The organism is uncultured Sphingomonas sp. (assembly GCF_936927845.1).
Taxonomy (GTDB): Bacteria; Pseudomonadota; Alphaproteobacteria; order Sphingomonadales; family Sphingomonadaceae; genus Sphingomonas.
This window is the reverse complement of sequence record NZ_CAKZHV010000067.1, coordinates 170,415-191,303: the sequence shown is the minus strand read 5'-3', so window position 1 is coordinate 191,303 and position 20,889 is coordinate 170,415. Positions and strand designations below refer to the sequence as shown.

Annotated in this window: 20 protein-coding genes; 11 read left to right on the top strand and 9 right to left on the bottom strand. The window is 68.9% G+C overall.

Features of this window, described 5'->3' with window-relative positions; translation table 11 throughout:
- Position 1: 1 nt before the first annotated feature.
- Positions 2-2,083: a S9 family peptidase gene (locus Q0579_RS15760; RefSeq protein WP_298814062.1), complete on the bottom strand. Its 2,082-nt coding sequence runs from the start codon at positions 2,081-2,083 to the stop codon at positions 2-4.
- 186 nt (positions 2,084-2,269) lie between these two features.
- Between Q0579_RS15760 and Q0579_RS15755 the strand changes: the two genes are divergently transcribed.
- From Q0579_RS15755 to egtD, 6 genes are read left to right on the top strand one after another with little or no spacing between them, the layout of a single operon-like run.
- Positions 2,270-2,590 carry a multidrug efflux SMR transporter gene (locus tag Q0579_RS15755; protein ID WP_298814060.1) on the top strand — a complete coding sequence of 107 codons (321 nt, stop codon included), beginning with the start codon at positions 2,270-2,272 and terminating at the stop codon, positions 2,588-2,590.
- 55 nt (positions 2,591-2,645) lie between these two features.
- Entirely contained in the window at positions 2,646-3,476 is an 831-nt protein-coding gene (gluQRS, locus tag Q0579_RS15750; RefSeq protein WP_298814058.1) for a tRNA glutamyl-Q(34) synthetase GluQRS, read from the top strand.
- A gap of 9 nt (positions 3,477-3,485) precedes the next feature.
- Positions 3,486-3,719, top strand: coding sequence for a twin transmembrane helix small protein (locus tag Q0579_RS15745; RefSeq protein WP_298814056.1), 234 nt, complete (start codon positions 3,486-3,488; stop codon positions 3,717-3,719).
- Positions 3,720-3,722: 3 nt separating this feature from the next.
- Entirely contained in the window at positions 3,723-4,280 is a 558-nt protein-coding gene (locus Q0579_RS15740) for a cob(I)yrinic acid a,c-diamide adenosyltransferase (RefSeq protein ID WP_298814054.1), read from the top strand.
- 52 nt (positions 4,281-4,332) lie between these two features.
- Entirely contained in the window at positions 4,333-5,592 is a 1,260-nt protein-coding gene (egtB, locus tag Q0579_RS15735) for an ergothioneine biosynthesis protein EgtB (RefSeq protein WP_298814050.1), read from the top strand.
- 1 nt (position 5,593) lies between these two features.
- Positions 5,594-6,571, top strand: coding sequence for an L-histidine N(alpha)-methyltransferase (gene egtD / locus Q0579_RS15730; RefSeq protein ID WP_298814048.1), 978 nt, complete (start codon positions 5,594-5,596; stop codon positions 6,569-6,571).
- A 48-nt stretch (positions 6,572-6,619) separates the two neighbouring features.
- Here egtD and Q0579_RS15725 read toward each other — a convergent pair whose 3' ends face one another.
- Complete coding sequence (locus tag Q0579_RS15725; RefSeq protein WP_298814046.1) at positions 6,620-7,630, bottom strand: DUF1176 domain-containing protein; 1,011 nt, start codon at positions 7,628-7,630, stop codon at positions 6,620-6,622.
- An 80-nt stretch (positions 7,631-7,710) separates the two neighbouring features.
- Here Q0579_RS15725 and Q0579_RS15720 point away from each other — a divergent pair, with 80 nt between their 5' ends.
- The gene (locus tag Q0579_RS15720; RefSeq protein ID WP_298814043.1) at positions 7,711-8,580 is read left to right on the top strand and encodes a 3-hydroxybutyryl-CoA dehydrogenase; all 870 of its coding nucleotides are present in this window, start codon (positions 7,711-7,713) and stop codon (positions 8,578-8,580) included.
- Between the two features lie 39 nt (positions 8,581-8,619).
- On the opposite strand, the gene Q0579_RS15715 is transcribed toward Q0579_RS15720, so the two are convergent.
- The 5 genes from Q0579_RS15715 to Q0579_RS15695 form a co-directional block, all read right to left on the bottom strand.
- The gene (locus Q0579_RS15715) at positions 8,620-9,228 is read right to left on the bottom strand and encodes a hypothetical protein (RefSeq protein WP_298814041.1); all 609 of its coding nucleotides are present in this window, start codon (positions 9,226-9,228) and stop codon (positions 8,620-8,622) included.
- The gene (locus Q0579_RS15710; protein WP_298814039.1) at positions 9,225-9,422 is read right to left on the bottom strand and encodes a hypothetical protein; all 198 of its coding nucleotides are present in this window, start codon (positions 9,420-9,422) and stop codon (positions 9,225-9,227) included. The genes Q0579_RS15715 and Q0579_RS15710 overlap by 4 nt, the downstream gene beginning before the upstream one ends.
- A 96-nt stretch (positions 9,423-9,518) precedes the next feature.
- Positions 9,519-9,731, bottom strand: a complete 213-nt coding sequence (locus tag Q0579_RS15705) for a cold-shock protein (protein ID WP_174193934.1) — start codon at positions 9,729-9,731, stop codon at positions 9,519-9,521.
- Positions 9,732-10,369: 638 nt separating this feature from the next.
- Positions 10,370-11,350 carry an agmatine deiminase family protein gene (locus Q0579_RS15700; RefSeq protein WP_298814147.1) on the bottom strand — a complete coding sequence of 327 codons (981 nt, stop codon included), beginning with the start codon at positions 11,348-11,350 and terminating at the stop codon, positions 10,370-10,372.
- Positions 11,351-11,370: 20 nt separating this feature from the next.
- Entirely contained in the window at positions 11,371-13,041 is a 1,671-nt protein-coding gene (locus tag Q0579_RS15695; protein ID WP_298814145.1) for a M28 family metallopeptidase, read from the bottom strand.
- A gap of 135 nt (positions 13,042-13,176) precedes the next feature.
- On the opposite strand from Q0579_RS15695, the gene Q0579_RS15690 reads away from it, so the two are divergent.
- Positions 13,177-15,150 (top strand): S9 family peptidase, encoded by a 1,974-nt coding sequence (locus Q0579_RS15690; protein WP_298814038.1) that lies wholly within the window; start codon positions 13,177-13,179, stop codon positions 15,148-15,150.
- A gap of 125 nt (positions 15,151-15,275) precedes the next feature.
- Here Q0579_RS15690 and rpsD read toward each other — a convergent pair whose 3' ends face one another.
- Positions 15,276-15,890 (bottom strand): 30S ribosomal protein S4, encoded by a 615-nt coding sequence (rpsD, locus tag Q0579_RS15685; RefSeq protein WP_093006254.1) that lies wholly within the window; start codon positions 15,888-15,890, stop codon positions 15,276-15,278.
- A gap of 271 nt (positions 15,891-16,161) precedes the next feature.
- Here rpsD and Q0579_RS15680 point away from each other — a divergent pair, with 271 nt between their 5' ends.
- The 3 genes from Q0579_RS15680 to Q0579_RS15670 are packed head-to-tail and all read left to right on the top strand — an operon-like array spanning position 16,162 to position 20,003.
- Entirely contained in the window at positions 16,162-16,476 is a 315-nt protein-coding gene (locus tag Q0579_RS15680) for a chorismate mutase (protein WP_298814035.1), read from the top strand.
- A 24-nt stretch (positions 16,477-16,500) separates the two neighbouring features.
- A complete protein-coding gene (locus Q0579_RS15675; protein ID WP_298814033.1) occupies positions 16,501-18,960 on the top strand; it encodes a DegT/DnrJ/EryC1/StrS family aminotransferase in 2,460 nt (819 codons plus the stop codon).
- An 8-nt stretch (positions 18,961-18,968) separates the two neighbouring features.
- Positions 18,969-20,003 carry a glycosyltransferase family A protein gene (locus Q0579_RS15670; protein ID WP_298814032.1) on the top strand — a complete coding sequence of 345 codons (1,035 nt, stop codon included), beginning with the start codon at positions 18,969-18,971 and terminating at the stop codon, positions 20,001-20,003.
- A 93-nt stretch (positions 20,004-20,096) separates the two neighbouring features.
- Here Q0579_RS15670 and Q0579_RS15665 read toward each other — a convergent pair whose 3' ends face one another.
- The gene (locus Q0579_RS15665; protein ID WP_298814031.1) at positions 20,097-20,795 is read right to left on the bottom strand and encodes a murein L,D-transpeptidase catalytic domain family protein; all 699 of its coding nucleotides are present in this window, start codon (positions 20,793-20,795) and stop codon (positions 20,097-20,099) included.
- Positions 20,796-20,889: the final 94 nt, after the last annotated feature.

Genomic DNA, 20,889 nt, shown 5'->3' with positions numbered 1-20,889 from the left:
ACTAGGCTTCGACGCCCAATTGCCACAGCACGAAGGCGTGTTCTTCCGCGGCCTCGCGCAGGCTCTCGAACCGCCCCGACTTGCCGCCGTGACCCGCGCCCATGTTGGTTTTCAGCAGCAGGACATTGTCGTCGGTCTTGGTCGCGCGCAGCTTCGCCGCCCATTTGACGGGCTCCCAATAGGTCACGCGCGGGTCGTTCAACCCGCCCGAGATGAACAGCGGCGGATAGGCCTGCGCGCGGACGTTGTCATAGGGGCTGTAGCCGCGGATCAGCTCGAACGCCGCCTTGTCCTCGATCGGGTTGCCCCATTCAGGCCATTCGCCCGGCGTCAGCGGCAGCGACTCGTCGAGCATGGTGTTGAGCACGTCGACGAACGGCACGTCGGCGATCACCGCGCCCCAGAGTTCGGGGTCGGAGTTGACGATCGCGCCCATCAGCTCGCCGCCCGCCGAGCGGCCCGCGACCGCGATGCGGCCCTCGCTGGTCCAGCCGTCCGCGATCAGTCCGCGCGCGACATCGACGAAATCGTTGAAGGTGTTCTCGCGCTTGTCGAGTTTTCCGTCGTGATACCATTGCTGGCCGAGATCGTCGCCGCCGCGGATGTGCGCGATCGCGTAGGCAAAGCCGCGGTCGAGCAGCGAGAGACGCCCGGTCGAGAAGCCGGGCGGGATCGCGTGGCCGTAGGCGCCGTAGGCGTAGAGGAACAATGGGCGGCTGCCGTCGCGCGGGAAATCGCGCGGGTACACGATCGAGACGGGTACTTGCGTGCCATCACGCGCGGTGATGTGGAGCCGCTCGGTCGCGTAACGATCGGCATCGTAGCCCGAGGGGATTTCCTGCACCTTGAGCGTGGTGAGCTCGCCCGTGTCGACGTCGTAATCGTACACGGTGCCCGGCGTGACCATCGATTCGTAGCCGAGCCGGATCACGCGCTGGTCGTATTCGGGATTGTCGCCGGTGCCCGCGGTGTAGCTGGCCTCGGGAAAGGTGATCCGCTTCGGCTCGGACCCGTCGTAGGCGTGGACCCAGATCTGATCGAGCCCGTCCTCGCGGCCTTCGACGATGAAGAAGTCGGCGAAACACTCGACCCCGGTCATGTAGAAATGCGGCGAGGGCGCGATCAGTTCGGTCCAGCTGCCCGGCGCCGAGATCGGCGCGGTGACGAGCCGCCACATCGGGTCGGTGTCGTTGGTGTGGATGAACAAGGTGTCGCCGTGGGTGTCGACGTCATATTCGCGCCCGGTCTGGCGCGGGGCGACCAGGATCGGCGCGGCGAAGGGATCGTCGGCGGGGAGCAGGCGGACCTCGCTCGTCACATGGTCGCCGGTGCCGATCACGATCCAGCGGCGGTCGCTCGTCTCGCCGACCGCGACGCGGTAGCCCTCGTCATCCTCGTGGAACAGCTCGACGTCGTTCGCCGGATCGTCGCCCAGGCGGTGGAAGCGCGCATTGTCGGTGCGCCATTCCTTGTTGGCGAGGCCGTAGAGGAAGCCCGAATCGTCGGCGATCCAGACGATGTCGGACAGCATCCCCTCGATCACGTCGGGCAGCAGCTCGCCGGTGGTCAGATCCTTGACGCGGACGGTGAAGCGTTCGGAGCCATTGTCGTCGATCGCATAGGCGAGCTTCGTCGCGTCGTTCGAGATCGAGAAGCCGCCAAGGCGGAAATATTCGTGTCCTTCGGCGAGCGCGGGCTCGTCGAGGATCAGCTCGTCGGCGGAGCCGTCGGCAGCGCTGCCGACCGGGCGGCGCCACCATTTGCGATATTGGCCGCCGGTCTCGAACGCGGCCCAGTAGAGATAATCGCCGTCCTTCTGCGGGACGGAGGCGTCGTCTTCCTTGATGCGCGCCTTCATCTCTTCATAGAGCCGGTCGGTGAGTGCCCGGTGCGGCGCCATCTGCGCCTCGAAATAGGCGTTCTCGGCCTCGAGATAGGCGAGCACGTCGGGGTCGTTCACCTCGGGGTAGTTCGGGTCCTTGAGCCACGCCCAGGGATCGCTGATCGTGATGCCGTGGGTGGTGAATTCGTGCGGGCGCGTCGGCGCGACTGGCGGGGTCGGGGTGTCGGTATGATCGGTCATGCGCGCGTCCTAACGTGCGACGCGGGCTTTAGTCACGCGGGTTGCAGACAGTCTTGGACCAGCGACCAACGGCAATCGTGGACAATCGCGCGCCCAGGCCATAACCGGCGGCATCGTGCGCAGCGCCTCTTTCGGGTTTCCGGCGGTTGTGCGCTTTTCAACGAGCCCGTGAGTGGAGAAAACCCGATGGCGTGGGTCATTCTGGGCGTGGCGGTGGTGACCGAGATCATCTGGGCGCTGAGCCTCAAATGGGCGGCGGTGCAGGGGAGCTGGACGGCGTCGGCGGTGCCGGTGACGCTGAGTTTCGTCAACATGGGGCTGCTGGCGATGGCGATGCGCGGGCTGCCGGCGGGAACGGCCTACGCGGTATGGACCGGGTTGGGCGCGGTCGGGGTCACGATCTTCGGCGTGATCCTGTTCGGGGAGAAGCTGAACATGGTGCAGGTGGGGTTCATCGCGCTGATCATCGTCGGCGTGGTGGGGACGAAGTTCTTCGCGCAGGCGTGATGCCCCGAGCGGCGGGGTTGAGCGGCGGGGTTCGCGCGCGCACATGGGTGGCGCGATGATCACCTCCCGCTTCGCGCCGTCGCCGACCGGGCGGCTGCATCTGGGCCATGCCTTTTCCGCGATCCGCGCGCATGATCTGGCGCGAGGCCGGGGCGGCTCGTTCCTGCTCAGGATCGAGGACATCGACGGCACGCGCAGCCGGCCCGAGCATGTCGAGACGATCATGACGGACCTCGCGTGGCTGGGGCTGACGTGGGACGGGCCGGTGGTGTTCCAGTCAGAGCGGCTGGAGGTGTATGCGGCGGCGCTGGCGCTACTACGCGCGGAAGGGCTGCTCTACCCATGTTTCTGCACGCGCGCGGAGATTGCGGAGGCGATGAGCGCGCCGCACGGGGCGACCGCGGTCTATCCCGGCACGTGCCGCGGCGTGGACGCGCGCGACCGGATGGACGAGCCGCATTGCTGGCGGCTCGACATGACGGCGGCGGTGGCACACGCGGGGCCGCTCGAGTGGCGTGATGCGGGCAAGCGCGTGCGCGCGGTGCCCGAGGAACAGGGCGATGTGGTGCTGGCGCGCAAGGATGCACCGGCGAGCTATCATCTGGCGGTGACGATCGACGATGCGGCGCAAGGCGTCACCGACGTGGTGCGCGGGCGCGACCTGTTCGAAGCGACGCACGTCCACCGGCTGCTGCAGGCGCTGCTCGATCTGCCGACGCCGCGTTATCATCACCATGAGTTGCTCGCGGGGCCGGACGGCGAGCGGCTGGCGAAGCGGCACGGCGCGCCGACGCTGGCGAGCCTGCGCGAAGGCGGCGTGGACGGGCGCGCGCTGGCGGACGATTTGCGGCGCGGTCAGCTTCCAAAAGGCGCGTTCCGTACCTAGATTGGGGGCATGAACACCTTTCTCGTCATCCTGCTCGTCGCGGCGATGCTCGCCACGGTGGTCGCGCTGGTCCGCGGCATCATCTCCTTTCTTCAGGAGCAATCGGCGCAAGTGCGCGACGAGGGCGAGGGACCGACCGCGGGACAGCTCAAGTCGAACCGGATGATGCAGCAGCGCATCATGTTCCAGGCGGCGGCGATCCTGGTGTGCGTGCTGCTGCTCGCGGCGGCCGGGCGTACCTGAGACTTGGTCAAGCTCAACCGCATCTACACGCGCACGGGGGACACGGGCGAGACCGGGCTGGTCGACGGCAGTCGCGTGTCGAAGGCCGACGCGCGGTTGCAGGCGATGGGCGACGTCGACGAGGCGAACAGCGCGATCGGCGTGGCGATTGCCGCCCTGGCGGACGCGGACGTGCGCGTGGCGCTGACGCGGATACAGAACGACCTGTTCGACCTTGGCGCCGATCTGGCGACGCCGGGCGAGGATTTCAGCCCCAGCGAGATGGTGTTGCGGATCGTGCCGGCGCAGGTCGCGCGGCTGGAGGCGGAGATCGACGCGCTGAACGCGAACGTGCCGCCGCTGACCAGTTTCGTACTGCCCGGCGGCGCGGCGGCGGCGCTGCATCTCGCGCGCGCGATCGTGCGGCGCGCGGAGCGCTCGGTGGTCGCGATGGGACCGGCCGCGAACCCGCAAGCCCTGGCCTATATCAATCGCTTGTCCGATTTCCTGTTCGTCGCGTCGCGTGCGGTGAACCAATCGGCCGGTGGCGACGTTCTGTGGGTGGCAGGGGCAAACCGTTAACATAGCTTAGTGTGCTGGGTGACACGGCTAGGTTGGCGGCGGGGAGTTGATCATGGAACCGCAACGCCAATCACGTGATACGGCCGGCGATCTCGCGCGCCGGTTCGCCGCGGTGCGCGGGCTGAGCGAAGCGCTGGTCGCGCCCTTGTCCGACGCCGATGCGACGGTGCAGTCGATGGACGATGCCAGCCCGGCGAAATGGCATCTGGCGCACACCACCTGGTTCTTCGAGACGTTCGTGCTGCGCGATCACGTCGCGGGGTACCGGTTGCACGACGAGCGCTTCCCGTTCCTGTTCAACAGTTATTACGAGGCCGAAGGCCGCCGCCACGCGCGCGGGCGGCGCGGGATGGTGACGCGGCCGACGCTGGACGAGGTGCTGGCGTATCGCGCCGCGGTTGATGCGGCGTTGCTGGACGCGCTGGGCGATCTGCCCCCGGCCGCGACCGAGCTGGTGGCGCTCGGCTGCCATCACGAGGAGCAGCATCAGGAGCTGCTCGTCACCGACATCCTGCATCTGATGAGCGAAAATCCGCTCGAACCCGCGATCTGGCCGGCGGCGCCCAAGGTGCCGGTCGCGATGCCCGGTGCCGTCCGCTGGATCGAGAGCGCGGAGCGCGTGGTCGAGATCGGTCACGACGGGCAGGGCTTCGCATTCGATTGCGAGGGGCCGCGTCACCGCGCGCTGATCCCCGCGCACGCGATCGCCGACCGGACGGTCACCAACGGCGAGTGGCAGCGCTTCATCGCCGATGGCGGCTACCGCGACCCGCGATTGTGGTTGTCGGACGGATGGGGCTGGGTGCAGCGCGAAGGGATCACCGCGCCGCTTTATTGGGAACAGCGCGATGGCGTATGGACCCGCTTCGGGCTGGACGGGCGGCGCGCGGTTGATCCCGCCGCGCCGGTGACGCACGTCAGCTTCTACGAAGCGGATGCCTATGCCACCTGGGCGGGCGCGCGATTGCCGACCGAGTTCGAGTGGGAAGCGGCGGCGGCGGCGCATGATGCGGCGGGCGGCAACCAGATGGACCGTGGCGGCGCGGTCGAGCCACGCCCGGCGGCGGATGGCCCGGCGTTCTTCGGCGACGTGTGGGAATGGACCGGCAGCGCGTACCGTCCTTATCCCGGCTTCCGCGCGGTCGAGGGCGCCGTCGGCGAATATAACGGCAAGTTCATGAACGGGCAGTTCGTGCTGCGCGGCGGCAGTTGCGCGACCCCGCGCGGCCACGCGCGCGCGTGCTACCGCAATTTCTTTTACCCTCATCAGCGCTGGCAGTTCACCGGCGTGCGGCTCGCCAAGGATTTGTGAGATGCTGAAGCCTGAGATCGAAGACGGGCAGGCGAGCCTCGCCGACCCGCAGTTCCGCGCCGACGTGCTGGCGGGCCTCGCGCGGCGTCCGCGCGCGATTCCGGCGCGCTGGTTCTACGATCACCGCGGGTCGGAATTGTTCGAGGACATCACCGACCTGCCCGAATATTATCCGACCCGCACCGAGGTCGCGCTGCTCGAAGGATTGTGCCTGGAGCTGCACCAATTGACCGGCAAAGGCCGCGCGGTGGTGGAGTTCGGGTCGGGATCGTCGACCAAGACGCCGACGCTGCTGAAATGCGTCGAACCGTCCGCTTACGTGCCGATCGATATTTCGGGCGATTTCCTGCGCGAGAGTTCGCGTACGCTGTCGGCGGCGTTCCCCGAATTGCTGGTGCTGCCGTTCGAGGCCGATTTCACGCGGCCGCTCAACTTGCCGCACACGATTCACGACGCGCCCAAGCTGGGGTTCTTTCCGGGATCGACGATCGGCAATCTGATCCCGCTCGCCGCGGTCGACCTGCTGCGCGCGATGCGTGCCTCTCTGGGAGAGGGCGCGATGCTGTTGATCGGGATGGACCGGATCAAGGACGCGGGCGTGCTCGTCCCGGCTTACGACGATGCGCAGGGCGTGACGGCGGCGTTCAACCTCAACCTGCTGGAGCGGATCAATCGCGAGCTGAACGGGACGATCCCCGTCGACGCATTCCGCCACCGCGCGATCTGGAACGACGACCGCGCGCGAATCGAGATGCACCTGGAGGCGACGCGCGACGTGTCGTTCACGGTCGAGGGGCGCGGGTTCGAGATCGCGGCGGGCGAGACGATCCACACCGAGAACAGCCACAAATACGGCCCGCGCGACGCGCGCATCCTGCTGCGCAGCGGCGGGTGGACGCCGATCCGCGAGTGGACCGACGACGAGGGCAAGTTCGCGGTGATCCTGGCCGAAGCGCAGGCGGAGCGGCCCGCGCCCTGAGCGGCGCGGCCCGCGCCCTGAGCGGAGCGACCCGCAAGCCTTCCCGCGTCAGGGCCGCTCGACGCGCGCGGTCCAGGTGCGGATGAAATTGGGATTGCCGCGGCACTCGCTCATCTCGGCCTGTTCGATCAGGCGCAGGCGGGTGCCGTCCCAGGCGAAGCGTTGCGAGACGCCGCAGTCGCCGAGGCCGCGTCCCTTGGCGTAGCTGGTCAGCACGCCGTTCTCGAACGCGCCGTTGACGACACTCGGCACGCGGGTTTCCGGGTCGGCGCCGCTCGCCTCGAACCCGGCGGGGGCGTCGGTCTGCGCCGGGGTGACGCGATTGCCGCGGATGACGAACAAAGCGCCGATGACGTTGTACGCGCCCGCCGAGCAGGGCAGCACCGCGAGCGAGGTGCCGCCGCCGACCGACGACACGACCGGACTCCAATCCACGTCGGGGCTGGGCGGCGCTTCGCACCGCGCGGTGCGCGTCATCGCGGCGATCTGTCCCCTTGACAATCGGGCGGGAATGCCGGTCGGCGCGCGTGTGTGGATGACGGGGGCGAGCGGGGCGGCCGGGACCGACGCGGCGGGCGCGCGTCCCTTCGCCACCGCGGCGGTGACGGTATCGACGCGGTGCTGGACCGCATCGGCGTAGCGCAGTGCGGCCGACAGGCCGGCGAGCGAGACCGTGCCGAGCGGCTTGCCGGTGCGTCCCAGCAGCGTGACCGTCCGGGCGTTGACGAGCGCCGCGACGATGCGGTTCGCGTTCGTGCCCGCGAGCGCGTCGCCGGTGAGGGCGAAGCGCGCCGTGCCGACGCGCAGCGCGGCCGGCGCCGGGCCGTCGCCGGTGTTGCCGAGCGCGAGTTCGAACCCGCCGGCAGGCCCCGCCGCGCGCGCGATCTCGAGCGTGTAGCCGGGCCCCGTCGCGGTTTCGGGCGCCAGCGAGGCGAGCGTGCAGCGGTGCACGTTGTCGCACCCGACCGCCCAGTCGCCGAACGTCTTGAGCGCGCCGGGCGTGACCGAGGCGACGGTGGGGCTGGCGGTGAGCAGCAAGGCGGTAACGATCAGGCTCATTCGGCACCGATAGCGCGGTGGCGCGGCGGCGGCAAAGCGGGCTAGAGCGCGCCCAAACCACGAGGATGAGGAACGAGTAGATGCAGACGATGGGCGTGATCGGCGCGGGGCAGATGGGTGCGGGCATCGCGCAGGTGTCGGCGGCGGCGGGGTACCGCGTGATCCTGAGCGACGTCGACCAGGCGCGCGCCGAGGCGGGCAAGGCGGGGATCGCCAAGCGGCTGGCGCGCGACGTGGAGAAGGGCAAGATCGACGAACAAGCGCGCGACGCGCTGCTCGGGCGGATCGAGCCCGTGGGTGACGTGGCCGCGATGGCGCCGTGCGCGCTGGTGATCGAGGCGGCGACCGAGCGCGAGGCGATCAAGCGTCAGATCTTCGCGGCTGCCGGCCAGGTGCTGGGCAGGGATGCGGTGCTCGCGTCCAACACCTCGTCGATCCCGATCACGCGACTGGCGCAGGCGGCGCCCGACCCGGCGCGCTTCATCGGCGTGCACTTCTTCAATCCCGTGCCGGTCATGGGGCTGATCGAGATCATCCGTGGCCTCGCGACGAGCGACGAGACGGTGGCGACGATCGAAACCTACGCAGGCCAGCTCGGCAAGCAGGTGGTGCGTGCGAACGACGCGCCGGGCTTCATCGTCAACCGCGTGCTGATGCCGATGCTGAACGAAGCGTGCTTCGCGCTGGGCGAGGGGGTGGCGACGATCCCCGACATCGACCTGGCGTGCCAATTGGGGCTCAACCATCCGATGGGGCCGCTGACGCTGGCCGATTTCATCGGGCTCGACACCTGCCTGGAGATCACGCGGGTGCTGTTCGAGGGGACGGGCGATCCGAAGTTCCGCCCCGCGCCGCTGCTCATCAAATATGTCGAGGCGGGCTGGTACGGGCGCAAGAGCGGGCGCGGCTTCTACGATTATTCGGGCGAGACGCCGGTGCCGACGCGCTGAAGGACCAAAGGAGGGGGAGGGGGCGGGTCGCCCGCGCGATCAGGCGGGGGCGACCTTGTACGCGAGCTGGTGGTAGAAGTGCGCGACGCCGACCAGGTCGCGACCGACGGGGGCGAGCCGCTCGCCGAGCGCGTAGCGGCGTAGCTCGCTTGAGGCGGGGGCGTGCCAGCCCGCGGTCATCCAGGCGCCGCTTTTCTGGTCGGCGCGGCGGACGAGGCCGTGGCAATGCCACAGGCATGCGCGCGAACGGCCGAGCGCGCGCAGGCGGGCGACATCGGCGGGGACGATCGTGGTCGTCGAAGCGCGATCGGATTGCCGCGCCACGGCGTGGACGCGGTTGGCGGCATTGTGGCCGCGCGCTGTGTCGAATGGCGACGGTGCGGCGTGATCGAGCAGACCTTTGAGAAAGGTATCGAGCTCCCGCAGGCAATTGGCGACGTAGCGCGCGCGAATGCCCGCGCCGTCACCGCTCGGCCACGGATCGGCGAGCGCGCCCTCGCGCGCCAGTTGCCCGAAGCGATGCGCGCCGCGGAGCAGCAGCGTCGTCGCGCGGTCGCGCTCGATCGACGGCAACGCCACCACTACGAGCGGCGGCGCGGCGGGGGAGAGATCGATGCGGGGTGCGAGCGCCAGCGCGGCGGCGGTCACTCGGCGGCCGGGGGCGGGGTGGCGGGCACGCGATCCGCGCGCAGCTTGTCGGTGCGCTCGGCGCGCACGGCCATCGCGTCCCACGATGCGGCGGCGCGCTCGCAGCGTTCGCGCACGTTATCGAGCGTGGCAGCGGACGCCGCCTCCCGCTGGGTGATCGCCTGACGGCGAAAGAAAGCGGCATCATTCGACATGGAACACGAACTCCGAACGGGCGGTGTCGGGCAGGCGAAAGGCCGACCTGTCGGGGAGCGCGGGCGGCGACCGGCAGGCCACCGTCCGCGCGATGCTCAATCGGCGTGGGTAAGGTTCACCGCCGCCATCTTACCGCGCCGGTCCTGTTCCAGCTCGTAGCCGACGCGCTGGTTCTGGTTGAGTGTCGCCATGCCCGACCGCTCCACCGCGGAGATGTGCACGAACGCGTCGTCCCCGCCGCCATCGGGCGCGATGAAGCCGTATCCCTTGTCGAGGTTGAAGAATTTGACGGTGCCGGTGATGCTCATGTTCTTCCTTCGTCGAAGGCGCGCCGATCGACGGACGCGCACGCCGCTCAAAGCTGCAGGGAAGGAAGGAAGAAGGGGGCCGCAAAGCGCCGAAAAACCGTCGATGTGCGACTATAGCTTGGAAGATATGGGCGCGCTGCGGGGCGTGTGCAAGGTTGGTGGCGGGAGTGTGGGGCGTGGTCGGCCCGGATGGAGCGCGTTTTCTCGTCACCCCGGACTTGGTCCGGGGTCCCACTTCGTAGAGAGGGCAGGAGAGGGTAGCGGGATCCCGGATCAAGTCCGGGATGACGGTGGGTTTTGGTGAGCGGGGGGGCTCGACGGTGTCGAGTGACCCGGTTGGTAGGGTCGAACGTTGCCGGAGGGGGTGGTTCGCCATGCCCGGCTGGGCGACGGCAGAGCCGCCGCTTTACGTCGGACGGGTTCGGCTCGCGCCGACCCGCCGGCCGATCCCGGCCTTGCGCTTTGCGCATCGGCGCCGTCGCTTCGCCGACGCGGCTAAGCCGGGAGGGGCGACGGCAAAGCCGCCGCTTTACGTCGGACGGGTTCGGCTCGCGCCGACCCGCCGGCCGATCGCGGCCTTGCGCTTCGCGCATCGCCGCCGTCGCTTCGCCGACGCGGCTAGGCCGGGATTGACGCGCCTACGCCGGGATTTGCTGACTGATACAGTGGAAACTCCCGCCGCCCGTCAGGATGGCGTCGGCGCGCAGGCCGACCGCGCGGCGGTCCGGGAACAGCGCCTGCACCGCCGCGACACCGGCCTCGTCGTTGGGCGTGCCGTAGATCGGCACCACGACGGCGGCGTTGCCGATGTAGAAGTTCATGTAGCTCGCCGGGATCACCTCCTCGTCGCGCAGCACGCGGCCGGGGGAGGGCACGTGGACGACCTGGAGCCCGGCGGCACGCGCGCGGTCGGCGGCGTCCTGGTAGATGCGCCAATTGGGATCGTTCTCCGCCGCCTGCGGGAGTGCCAGGCGACCCTCGCCGACGAATCGCGCGAGATTGTCGACATGGCCGTCGGTATGGTCGCCCAGCAGCCCGTCGCCGAGCCAGACGACGCGGGTGTAGCCCAGATCGTCGCGCAAGCGCTGCTCGATCCGTTCGCGCGACAGCGACGGGTTGCGGTTGGGGTTGAGCAGGCATTGCTCGGTCGTGACCACCGTCCCGGTGCCGTCGCCGTCGATCGCGCCGCCTTCCAGCACCCAGTCGTGCGTTTCAGCCGACAGTCCGCGCGCGGCGGCGAGCCGTTGTCCGACGTCGTCGTCGCCGGGCAGGTCGTACTTGCCGCCCCAGCCGTTGAAGGCGAAATCGTGCGCGACGCCGTCGCCGGTGATGATCGCGCCGGTGTCGCGCAGCCAGATGTCGCCGAACGGCTCCACCACCACCTCGGCGAACGGAGCGAGATCGCGCGCGGCGGCGGCGGCCTCGTCGTCGGCGGCGACCAGGATCACCGTTTCACCCGCGCCATCGGCGTGGACGGCGCTGGCAAAAGCGGCGACCTCGTCGCGCGCCTGGTCCAGATCCTCCTGCCAGAGCTCGGCGTGGCTGGGAAAGCCGATCCAGACGGCGGCGTGGGGTGCCCATTCGGCGGGCGGGGTCTTGCTGGTCACCGGGCTGGTCATTGCGCTGGTCACTGGGCTGGTCACCGGGCTGCTCCTGCGCGCGAGCGGTCGCGGATGGCGCGGAACTCGGCGGTCTTGTACCAATTGGGCCAGGTATTGCCGTCCGCCAGTTCGCGGCCGAGCTGGTAGTAGATCGTCAGGTCCTGCACCGCGCCGTCCCAGTTCCAGTCGGGGCGGTATTCGTCCTGCGGCTTGTGGTAGCGGTTGGCGGTATAATCCTCCGCCGCCGCCTTGCCCGCTGCCAAGCCACCGTTGACGAGGTCCTCGCCGCTGCCCGCCGCCAGCATCGGCACGCCGAGCTTCGCGAAGGAGAAATGGTCGGAGCGGAAGTAATGCCCCTTCTCGGGCGTCGCCTCGGGCGTGATGCGGCGGCCTTGCGCGGCGAGCAGCGGTTTCACCATGTCCTCGAGCTCGCTCTTGCCCGCGCCCGTGATCTCGAAGTCGCGCGTCGCGCCGTTGACGTTCAGCACGTCCATGTTGATGCCGCCCACCGTGCGTGCGAGCGGGAAGACCGGGTGCTGGGCGTAATAAGCGCTGCCGAGCAGGCCCGATTCCTCGGCGGTGACCGCCAAGAACGCGACCGAGCGGCGCGTGCGCGGTGCTTTTGCAAAGGTTTCGGCCAGCGCGATCAGCCCGGCGGTGCCCGAGGCATTGTCGACCGCGCCGTTGCAGATGTCGTCGCCGTTCACCGGCTCGCACCGCCCCAGGTGATCCCAGTGCGCGGAATAGAGCACGTAATCGTCCGGCGCGCCGCCCTGCGCGGCGGGCTTGCCCGGCAGCACGCCGATGACGTTGTGCGACAAAGATTTCTTGATCCGGTTGTCGAAGCCGACCGACATGGTGACGCCCAGCGGTACGCTGCGGAACCCCTTGGTCGCGGCGGCGCGGGAGAGCGCGGCGAAATCCTTGCCCGCGCTGGCGAACAGCGCCTTCGCCTGGGCGAGTTGCATCCAGCCGATCGCCTGGCTCTGGTCCATGTGGTTGTTGGCGGCGTCGAGCTCGTATTGCTCGCCGGTCCACGACGATTGGACAACCGCCCAGGGATAGGCGGCGGGTTCGGTGTCGTGGACGATGATCGCGGCGGTGGCACCCTGCCGTGCGGCCTCCTCGAACTTGTAGGTCCAGCGGCCGTAATAGGTCATCTCGCGCCCGTTGAACGTGCCCTTGGTTTTCGGCGTCGACCAGTCGGGGTCGTTGGAGAGGATGACGACGGTCTTCCCGCGCACGTCCAGCCCGGCATAGTCGTTCCACCCCTTTTCAGGCGCGTTGACGCCGTAGCCGACGAACACGACGGGCGAGTTGGCGATGCTGACCTGTGGCACGACGCGGTAGGTGCCGACCACCATGTCACTCTTGTAGGCGAGCGACAGCGGCGTCGCGCCGCCCGAGAAGACCATCGGGCGCACGTTGGTGGCGGTGCTGGCGACCATCGGCACGTCCTGCGTCCACTTGCCCGCGTTGCCGGGTTTGAGCCCGGCCGCCTTCATGCGGCGAACGAGATAGTCGATCGTTTTCGTCTCACCCGCGGTGGTCGGCGCGCGGCCCTCGAAAGCGTCGGACGACAGCTCGCGTGTCACGTCCTTGAGCGTCTGCACCGGGATGCTCGGCGTGGGCGCGGGAGCGGGCGTGGTTTGGGCGAGCGCGGCAGGTGCGGCGAGCGCGGTGGCGAGGCAGGCGACGACGTGGCGCATGGCAGATCCCTTCATCGCACCAGCGTGTGCCAGCCGTCTTCGGTGTCCGCAAGCTTGTGCACCGGACGCGCGACGATAGGATGACATGGCAAGCTTTCCGGGGGGCGGAGGCGATGGAAACAGGGTGTCAGGCGTATGTGGGGGAAAACGGCAGCCTTGCTGGCTGGGGTAAGTGCGATTGCTGGCGTGGCAAGGGGAGCCGAAACCGATCCCGCGGCGGCGTTCGGCGCCCGCGAATACGTGCAATCGGCGTCGCTTTCTCCGGACGGCACCCAGCTCGCTTATGTCGCACCTACCAAAGGACAGGGCAGCGCATTGTACGTGGTCTCGACGACCGAGGCAGATGCCAAGCCACGCTACGTCGTGGCAGCTAGCGGCGATCCCGATCGCATGATCGGTTGCGACTGGGTTTCGGATGTCAGGCTGTTCTGTAATGTGTCCATAACCCAGCAAACGGGTGCGGGTTTGACCACGATCACGCGAATGATCGCGATCAATGCCGACCAATCGAACATGAAGATCGTATCGAGGCGCAGCGGCGACGGCGCCTTGTACCTGTCCTACAATGGCGGCGCGGTAATCGACATGCTGCCTGGGGAGAAGAACAAGGTGCTGGTCACCGCCGAGTTCGTTCCCGAGGCGCGCGCGGGAACGCTGACGGGGCAGCGCGGCGCCGGCTTAGGCGTCGAACGCCTGGACACGGACACGCTGGCCCGCGAACGCGTGGTCGCACCGCGCCGCGAAGCGGTGGAGTATATCAGCGACGGTAATGGGCAGGTGCGTGTCATGGGTCTGCTGCGCAGCACCGACATCGGGCGCGCTACGGGCGAGCTATCCTACTACTATCGAGCCAAAGGCGACTTGGCGTGGAAGCCGTTGAACGACTACGACATCAAGAAGCGTGAGGGTTTCAACCCGCTTGCGGTCGATCCCGCAGGCGACATCGTCTACGGCTACGACAAGCTGGATGGACGCCAAGCCCTGTTTTCTCGCCCGCTAGCGGAGCATTCCACTGCCAAGCTCGTCTACGCGCGGCCTGATGTCGACATCGATGGTCTGATCCGGATCGGGCGGCGGCAACGTGTTGTCGGCGCGACCTTCGCCACTGACAAGCGCACCGCTGTTTATTTCGACGCCGAGATCGAGCGGATGCGGGCGTCGCTGACTAAGGCGTTGCCGGGGGCACCGATCATCAACGTGCAGGATGCCAGTCTGGACGAGCAGAAGTTGCTGTTGTGGGCAGGAAGCGACACCGATCCGGGCCGCTATTACCTGTTCGATCGTACAAAGCGGCAGTTGCGTCCGCTTTTGCTGTCGCGCCCGCAATTGGCTGACGTGAAGCTCGCCACCGTAAAGGCCGTGCAGGTACGCGCGAGCGATGGCACGATGGTGCCAGCCTACCTGACATTGCCGCCCGGCAGCGGGGGCCGCAACCTGCCCGCAATCGTGATGCCGCACGGCGGTCCCAGCGCACGCGACGAATGGGGTTTTGACTGGTTGTCGCAATATTACGCGAGCCGCGGTTACGCGGTGTTGCAGCCGAATTATCGCGGGTCGAGCGGCTACGGCGACGCCTGGTACCAGAAGAACGGTTTTCGATCCTGGCGTACTGCAATTGGCGATGTGGTGGATGCTGGGCGATGGATGGTGGCACAGGGGATCGCTGATCCCGCCAAGCTGGGGATCGTCGGCTGGTCGTATGGCGGCTATGCCGCGCTGCAATCCAACGTCCTCGCCCCGGACCTATTCAAGGCGGTGGTGGCCATTGCGCCGGTTGCCGACCTGCCGGCGCTGATCGAGGAAGCGCGGCTGTACACGAATTATGACCTGGTGCGTGATTTCGTCGGGACGGGCCCGCATTTGCGCGAGGGGTCACCCGCGCAACATGCCGATGCATTCAAGGCGCCGGTGCTGCTGTTTCACGGCACGTACGACCAGAATGTGTCGGTCGAGCAGTCAAGATTGATGGACCGCCGCCTAGCCGCTTCGGGAAAGCGCCACGAGTTGGTTACCTATCACGGCCTCGCACATGCGTTAACCGACTCGGTAGCGCGCGCCGACATGCTGAAGCGCAGCGACATGTTTCTTCGTAGCGCGTTTGGCAGCTAAACGAGAAAGGGCGGCCCCGCGGGACCGCCCTTTTCGTGTTTGGTGGCCGGAGAGCGCCACGGGCGGAGCCCGCGTCGTCGGTCCTCGCTTGAGCGAGGCCGGCCGGCCGTCGCGTTCTACTCAGCTTAACGCGAGTAGAACTCGACCACTAAATTCGGCTCCATCTTCACCGGATAGGGCACCTCGTCGAGCGTCGGCACGCGGATGAAGGTGACCTTGGCATTGCCGTCGGGCGCGACGTAATCGGGCACTTCGCGCTCGGCGAGCTGCTGTGCTTCGAGGACCAGCGCCATTTCCTGCGCCTTGGAGCCCAGCGTGATCTCGTCGCTGACGTAGCAGCGGCGCGAGGCGATGTTGCACTTCACGCCGTTGACGCGGACGTGGCCGTGGCTGACGAGCTGACGCGCGGCCCAGATCGTCGGCGCGAACTTCGCGCGGTAGACGATCATGTCGAGGCGACGCTCGAGCAGGCCGATCAGGTTCTGCGAGGTGTCGCCCTTCATGCGCGCGGCTTCCTCGTAGCAGTGCTTGAACTGCTTCTCGGTCACGTCGCCGTAATAGCCCTTGAGCTTCTGCTTGGCGCGCAGCTGGATGCCGAAGTCCGACACCTTGCCCTTGCGGCGCTGACCGTGCTGGCCGGGGCCGTATTCACGCTTGTTGACCGGGCTCTTGGGGCGGCCCCAGATGTTCTCGCCCAAACGGCGATCGAGCTTGTGCTTCGCGCTATGACGCTTCGACATTTTAAATCCTTGGCAAATGCTAACAACGTGGCCCGCGCTTCATCATGGATGATGGATTGCAGGGTTCTTCCCGGTCATCGCGCCGCCCGATGCTGCAAGGCACGGGCAGGCCCACCGCTTCACCGGGGTGCAGGGGCAATTGCGAAGGCGCGCGCTTAGCGGGCGTGGCGGGCCGGGTCAAGGGAGCGCCGCGCTGCGGGTGCGGTGGCGCGGGGGGGGGCAGATACGGTCGAACTGGACAGCGCGGCAACCGGCCGGCACAGGCAGGCGGATGAGTATCAAGCCCGGACCCGAATGCACCACCATGGCGGAGGTCCGCGCGGGCGTGGATGCGCTGGACCGCGAGATCGTCGTGCTGCTCAGGCGCCGCTTCGACTATATGGAGGCGGCGGCGCGCATCAAGCCCGAGCGCGCGGCGGTGCGCGACGAAGCGCGCAAGCGGCAGGTGATCGCGCAGGCGGCTGCCGCGGCGGAGGCCGCGGGGCTGCCGGCACCCGCGATCGCGGCGATGTGGGAAACGCTGGTCGAAGCGTCGATCGCGTATGAATTGGAAAAATACGACGCACGCGACGTAACCCCGCGTTAGGTCGCCCGGGCGCATGGCGGCACGATGGACTTGCCGCTGATCGCTCCCAATCCGCCGCGCCTGTCGCAGATGGCCGATGCGCTCGCCCGTATCGAGGCGAGCGGCATCTACAGCAATCACGGACCCGAAGTGCGCGCGCTGGAGCGCGACGTGACCGCGCGGCTGTTCGGCGGGCGCGGGGCGACGCTGGCGGTTAACAATGCCACCAACGGGTTGATGATCGCGCTGGCCGACGCGGTCGGGCCGGGCGGGCGCGGGCGCATGGCGCTGATGCCGGGCTTCACCTTTGCCGCGACCGCCCAGGCGGCGTGGTGGGCGGGGCTGGTGCCGCTGGTGTGCGACGTCGACCCGGACGATTGGAGCGCGTCGGCGCGCGAGGAGGAGCGATTGCTCCAGCGCCACGGCGCGAACGTCGCCGCGATCGTACCCTATGCGACGTTCGGACGCGCGATCGACCTGGACCGATACCGCTGGCTGGCGGCGCGGCACGGTGTCGCGGTGGTGGTCGACGCGGCGGCATCGCTCGGCACGCGCGACGCGGACGGGATCAATGTCGGCGCCGGATCGCCGTTCCCGGTCGTGTTCTCGATGCACGCGACCAAGCCGTTCGCGGTCGGCGAAGGCGGGCTGATCCACTGCGGCGACGCGAGCGTGATCGAGCGGCTGCGCGCCGCGGCGAATTTCGGTTTCACGCATCCGCGCACCGCGACGATCCCGGGGTTGAACGCCAAGCTGCCCGAGGTGCTGGCGGCGATGGCGCGGGCCAAGCTGGACACGTTCGATCACACGTGCGCGCGTCGCGACGCGGTGGTGCGCGCGTACCGCGAGGCGTTGGGCGCGCGCTTCACCGTGCAGGCGGCGACGGCGGGCGCGCAGGCGCATGGCTTCTTTCCCGTCCTGCTGCCGCGCGGTTGCGACCGCGCCGGCGTGATCGCCGCGCTGGCGCGCGACGGCATCGGCGCGGGCGCGTATTTCAGCCCGCACCTGGGCGAGCAGCCGTGGGTGCGCGACGTGGCGACGGTCGAGCCGACGCCGGTGTGCGACGACCTGTCCGCGCGCATGCTGTCGCTGCCGGTGACCGACGCGATGAGCGCGGACGACGCGCGGACAGTTGCCGCGGCGCTGGCGCGCGCGGTGCCCGCGGTACGCCTGGCGACGCCCGCGCAGGCCGTGGCGAGCCACGACACGCTGGTGATCGGGGGCGGTCCGGCGGGCACCGCGCTGCTGACCGCGGCGGCCAAGGCAGGCGTGCTGCCCGCCTTGTCACGCGGGCTGGCGATCGTCGAGGCGGGGCCGGCGCTCGGCAGCGGGCGGTTGGGCCAGTACGCGATCACGAGCGATTCGAGCGCGGAGACGTTCCTGACCGCGGTTGCCAACAATCCGCATCGCGAGATCGCGACGCTGGTCGATCATCCCGCAACCGCGCGCGTGGCGGCGCGGCGCGACGGGCTGGGCGTGCCGCTGGTCGAGGTCGGCCCGATGCTCGACGCGCTGGGCGATCGGCTGGGACAGGTGGTGACGCGGCACGGCGGGCACGTGCTGACGGGGCAGCGCGCGCTGTCGACGCGGCAGGAGAACGGCGGCTGGTGCACCACGATCGAGCATGTCGCGACGGGGGCGGTGTCGCAGCACCGGTCGCGTCACGTCGTGATCGCGACCGGCGGGCATCAGCCGATCGACCGGCTGGCGGCGCAGGAGGTGGCGGGCGTCCCCTTGTCGGCGCTGGCGGGCGGGCGGCTGATCCAGTCCGACGCGGTGCTGAGCATCGGCGGGGCGCAACTGGTCGCCGATCTGGTCGCGGGCGTCCGCGCGCCGCGGATCGCGGTGGTGGGCGGCTCGACCAGCGCGATGACAACGGCTGCGGCGTTGCTGAAGGCGGGGTTGCCGCTGGGCGAGGGGGCGATCACGCTGCTGCACCGGCGCGCGCTGCGACCCTTTTATCCGTCGGTCGAGGCGGCGGAGGCGGAGGGCTATACCGATTTCGGCGCGGACGACATCTGTCCGGTATCGGGGTTCGTGTACCGACTGGCCGGGTTCCGGCTGGAGGCGCGCGACCTGGTGCTGCGGATGCTGGCGGTCGACGGCCGCGTGCCCGACCCGCGCGTGCAACTGCACCGCATCGCGGCGAACGAGGACGCGCGCGCGCAGGACATCGTGCGAGGGGCCGATGTGGTGATCGCGGCGCTTGGCTATCGTCCGCACGCGCTGCCGGTGTTCGCGTGTGGCGGCGAGCCGATGCGGCTGGCGGCCGACACGGGTGCGGCGATGGTCGACCGGCATTGCCGGGTGCTCGACGCGGCAGGCGCGCCGATCGCGGGGCTGTACGGGATCGGGCTCGCGGCCGGGTTCGTGCCGTGGGGACGGCTGGGTGGCGAGGCGAGCTTTCGCGGCCAGGCGAACGGCTTGTGGCTGTGGCAGAACGACGTCGGCATGATGATCGTCGACCAGTTGCTGGACGAAGCCGCGCGGGTGGCGGCGGGATGACGGGCGCGGTGCCCATCGTCAGCGTCGTGATGGCGGCGTACAACGGCGCGGCGTTGATCGAGGAAACGCTCAACAGCGTGTCGCGGCAGACGATGGATGCGTTCGAGGTGATCGTGGTGGACGATTGCTCCACCGATGCGACGCGCGACGTGGTGGCGCGCTGGCATGATCCGCGGGTGCGCCTGATCGCGCTGCCGCAGAACGGCGGACCGGTGCGCGCGCGCAACCACGCGCTCGCGCACGCGCGCGGACGCTATATCGCGGCGCTCGATCAGGACGATCTGTGCCACCCCGACCGTTTTGCGCGGCAGGTGGCGTTCCTGGACGCCAACGCCGACGTGGCGCTGGTCGGCACCGCGACGCAGGTGCTGAGCGCGAGCGGGATCGCGCCGTCGACGCACCCGCGCATCACGACACCGGCGCTGATCGGGTGGCTGTTGCGCTTTTCCAATCCGCTGGTCTGGTCGTCGGTGATGGTGCGCGGATCGGTGGCGCGCGCGCTTGAGCCGTTCACGCGCCCCGACATGCTCTACGCGGAGGATTTCGACCTGTACCACCGCGCAGCCGCCGCCGGGCAGGTGGCGCGGATCGATGCGCCGCTGGTCACCTATCGCAGCCACGCCGGCGGTTGTTCGCAGCGGTACGAGGAGGTGATGCTGGCGAGCGCCGAGCGCGTGCTGGCAAGCGCGCTGCACGAGACGTTCGGCGGCATGGCGAGCGGCGCGGCGCGGTTGTTCGTGCGCCACCTGATGCACGGCGCGCCGGTGCCCGACGGCGAGACGCTGGGGCGATTGGCGGCGCTGCTCGACCACGCACGGTTGCGCTACCTGGCGGTGACGCGCGCCGATGCGACCGATCGCCGGCTGATCGCGCGCGAAACGCGGCGGGTCTGGGCGGGCGTGCTGCGCGCCGGGTTGCGGCAGGGGACGATCGGTCTGCGCGACGCGATCGCGGCGGGTCCGGTGGCGAGCGTGGCGCGCGTCGACCGGCTGGCGTGGAGCCGGATGGTCGGGCAGGTGCGCCCGTGGCTGGCCGCGGGCTGAACGGGAACGGGACGATCAGTGCAGCAAGGGTAGCAGGTTCACAAAGGGACCATGGCGCTTAACGTGGGCGGCGCGACGCGGCCGGAGTGAAGATCAGACCTTTGCCGCGTAGATCATGCGGCCCGGCCCGAGCCGCTCGAACACCTCGGCCAGTTCGTTCTCGCCCACCGCGAAGCAGCCCTGGCTGCGACCCAGCATGCCACGTTCCGCCACCATCTCTCGGTTGGCGTACCAGGCGGCGTGAACCACGATGGCGCGGTCGAGCGCGTTGTTGTTGGTGTGGTCGAGCCCGACCAGCCGCTGCGACTTGCCGTGCTTGCCGACGTAATAATCGCTGGTGAGGAAAGCGCCCTCGCACGAGGCGTTGGAGCCGTTGGCGTTGGAGAAGCGCTGGAGATAACCAGTGTGCGCGGGGTCGGAGCCCGAGCCGTGCGCGACGAGCTTGGAGGTGGTGCGGCCATCCTCCAGGTTGACGAGGTGGAAGCGCGGCGTGCCCGAGGAGGTCGCGAAATCGGCGATGGCGATGCGGTCGTGCCGCGCGATGCTGCTGCCGTGCTGCTGCAACGCGGCCATCGCACGACGCATCAGCGCGGGACGAACGGTCCCCAGGCTGTTGGCGCTGTCGGCCGGGAACGAGTCAGCGGTGAAGCCACCCGCGCTGTGCCCCTCGTACAAGCCGGTGGGAAGCAGCGATTCCGGTGCGCGACGCATGCCAGCCGATACCGCCGAGGGGATCATCATCGCCCCCGCAAACAGGCTGCCCGTCTTCAACAAGGCACGCCGCGATGGCATCGGTTCACGCGTCAACTGCATCTCGTCCAATCATCCCTCACCCGGTAGGTCCGCTTGTTACCATGATTCGGCTTAATGATCTGCAATCTTTTCC